This window comes from Variovorax boronicumulans, from assembly GCF_040544675.1.
Classification (GTDB): Bacteria; Pseudomonadota; Gammaproteobacteria; order Burkholderiales; family Burkholderiaceae_C; genus Variovorax; species Variovorax boronicumulans_D.
Window position 1 is genome coordinate 1 of sequence record NZ_JBEPKK010000050.1, and the last position, 1,993, is coordinate 1,993.

Genomic DNA, 1,993 nt, shown 5'->3' on the forward strand with positions numbered 1-1,993 from the left:
CTGTTCGATCTGTCAGGGCGCATTGCCCTCATCACCGGCTCCAGCAAAGGCATCGGCTTTGCTCTGGCTTCGGCCCTCGGCGCGGCCGGCGCGCGCGTGGTTCTGAATGCGCGCGATGCCGCTTCGCTCACCGCGGCCCGCGATGCACTGCGCGCCCAGGGCGTGGCGGCCGAGGCCGTGTCCTTCGACGTCACCGACGCCGCTGCCGTGGAAGCAGGCGTGGCCCGCATCGAAGCGGAGATCGGCCCGATCGAGATCCTGGTCAACAACGCCGGCATGCAGCACCGCGGCCCCTTCGCGGAGTTTCCGATCGATGCCTGGCACAAGATCACCACCACCAACATCGACAGCGTGTTCTTCGTGGGCCGCTTCGTGGCGCAACGCATGATCGAGCGCAAGCGCGGCAAGATCATCAACGTGTGCTCGGTGCAGAGCGAACTGGGCCGGCCCAACATCGCGCCCTACGCCGCCACCAAGGGTGCGGTGAAGATGCTCACCAAGGGCATGGCCATCGACCTGGGCAAGTACGGCATTCAGGTCAACGCCCTGGGGCCGGGCTACTTCAAGACCGAACTCACGGAAGCGCTGGTGAACGACGAAGCCTTCACCGCCTGGCTCTCGGGCCGCACGCCGGCCGGCCGCTGGGGCGATGTGCAGGAGCTGGGCGGCGCGGCCATCTTCCTGGCCTCGGATGCATCGAGCTTCGTCAACGGACACATCCTCTACGTGGATGGCGGCATCACCGCGAGCCTCTGACGCCATGCCCGGGCAGCAAGAGCAAACACAGCAAACACAGCAGGGGCAGCGGCGGCTGGCCGTGGTGGTGATGGGCGTGTCGGGCTGCGGCAAGAGCAGCGTGGCCGCGGGCCTGGCCGACAGGCTGGGCGTGCCGTGGATCGATGGCGACGACCTGCATGCGCCCGAGGCCGTGGTGCGCATGCGCGGCGGGCAGCCGCTGACCGACGAGGACCGATGGCCCTGGCTCGCGCGCATCGGCGCGTGCCTGGCCGACCCGCACGCCGCACCCCGCGGCGTGGTGGTGGCCTGCTCCGCGCTGAAGCGCGCCTACCGCGACCGCCTGCGCATGGCGGCACCGGGCCTGAGTTTTGTGTTTCTCGACGGCGCGGATGCGCTGATCCAGCGGCGGTTGCAGGAGCGGCGCGGCCACTACATGCCGCCGGCACTGCTCCAGAGTCAGTTGCGCACGCTGGAGAAGCCCGGGGCGGGAGAGCCCGATGTGCTGCACATCGACATCGACCAGCCGATTGCCTCGATCGTCGCCGGCATCGCGGCCCGCTTGCTCGACGGCACGACGAATCCATCTCCACAGAAAGTTTCTGCATGACATTCCCAAGCCAGCGTGTGGCCGTGATCGGCGTCGGCATCATGGGCTCGGCCATTGCGCGCCGTTTGCTCGAATGCGGCCACGCGGTGAGCGTGTTCGACCCGGACGCGGCCAAGGTCGCCGCACTGACGCAGCAAGGCGCGCAGGCCGCCGGCACCGCGGCCGTGGCGGCAGCGGCCAGCGACTTCGTGATCACCAGCCTCAACGCGGCCGCCGTGGTGGAGCGCGCGATCTTCGGCGAAGCGGGCGTGGCGGCAGCACCGCCCGATGCGCAACGCCTGCTGATCGACATGTCGTCCATCGATCCGCCTTCCACGCGCCGCCTCGCGCAGACGCTGCGCGAGCGCACCGGCATGGGCTTCGTGGATGCGCCGCTGTCGGGTGGCGCACCCAAGGCGCTGATCGGGCAACTCACGGTGATGGCGGGCGGCAGTGCCGGCGACGTGGCGCGTGCGCGCGCCGTCATGGACAGCCTGTGCGCCAACTACACCCACATGGGCGAGAACGGCGCGGGCCAGACCACCAAACTGGTCAACCAGTTGCTCTGCGCCATCGGCTTCCAGGCCGTGGCCGAGGCGGTGCGCCTGGCCGAAGCCGGCGGCGTCGACGCATCGAAGCTGCCTGCGGCCCTTGCCGGCGGCCGGGCCG

At 69.8% G+C, this 1,993-nt stretch carries 3 protein-coding genes; all 3 read left to right on the forward strand.

Translation table 11 applies throughout. The annotated features are described in order from the left end of the window. The coding region (locus tag ABIC90_RS27330; protein ID WP_354359874.1) for an SDR family oxidoreductase at positions 1-756 on the forward strand (756 nt) is incomplete at its 5' end. 4 nt (positions 757-760) lie between these two features. Next, positions 761-1,345, forward strand: coding sequence for a gluconokinase (locus tag ABIC90_RS27335; RefSeq protein WP_354359876.1), 585 nt, complete (start codon positions 761-763; stop codon positions 1,343-1,345). Further along, a partial coding sequence (locus tag ABIC90_RS27340; protein ID WP_354359878.1) for an NAD(P)-dependent oxidoreductase occupies positions 1,342-1,993 on the forward strand: 652 nt, incomplete at its 3' end. The genes ABIC90_RS27335 and ABIC90_RS27340, both read left to right, overlap by 4 nt.

What these genes read in the sequence shown, in the direction of transcription:
- ABIC90_RS27335 (WP_354359876.1), top strand. Translation starts at nt 761, where the DNA reads ATGCCCGGGCAGCAAGAGCAAACACAGCAAACACAGCAGGGGCAGCGG.